Genomic DNA, 593 nt, shown 5'->3' with positions numbered 1-593 from the left:
CCGCCCAGGTACAGCTCGCCCGGGACGCCCACGGGAACGGGCTGCCCGTGCGCATCCAGCACGTACGTCTGGACGCGCGTCATCGGCCGGCCGATGGGCACCGACGTCGCGTGCTCCGGCAGGTCCACGATGTCGTGCGTGGTGACGCCGACAGTGCATTCCGTGGGGCCGTACAGGTTCACCAGCCGGCCCGGAGGCCCCGCGCGCAGCACCGCGCGAGCCGCATCCGCGTTCGCGGCCTCACCCGCGTAGATGACGGTGCGCATCGTGGTGAACGCGTCCGGCACCTCGCGCGCCACGGTGTGGAACAGCGCCGTGGCGAACAGGGCCGTGGTGGCGCCCACCTCGCGCAGCGTGCGCGCCAGCTCCGCCGGAGCCAGCGTCACCTCGCGCGGCAGGATGACGAGCCGGGCGCCATTGAGCAGCGCGCCCCAGACCTCGAAGGTGGCCAGGTCGAACGACGGCGTCCCCGCCTGCACCATGCAGTCGTCCGGCCCCAGCTGGACGTAATTCGTGTCCCGCAACAGGTGCACGATGGAGTGGTGCGTGATGCCCACGCCCTTGGGCGTGCCCGTGGAGCCCGACGTGTAGAG

At 72.2% G+C, this 593-nt stretch carries 1 protein-coding gene; it reads right to left on the bottom strand.

Annotated features, from left to right (window positions below):
• Positions 1–593: AMP-binding protein (locus tag ACLEQD_RS44995; RefSeq protein WP_410392006.1), on the bottom strand; the 593-nt coding region annotated here is incomplete at both ends.

Origin of the sequence: Corallococcus sp. 4LFB (genome assembly GCF_046520365.1) — a bacterium.
Classification (GTDB): domain Bacteria; phylum Myxococcota; class Myxococcia; order Myxococcales; family Myxococcaceae; genus Corallococcus; species Corallococcus caeni.
This window is presented reverse-complemented; position numbering and strand designations above follow the sequence as displayed.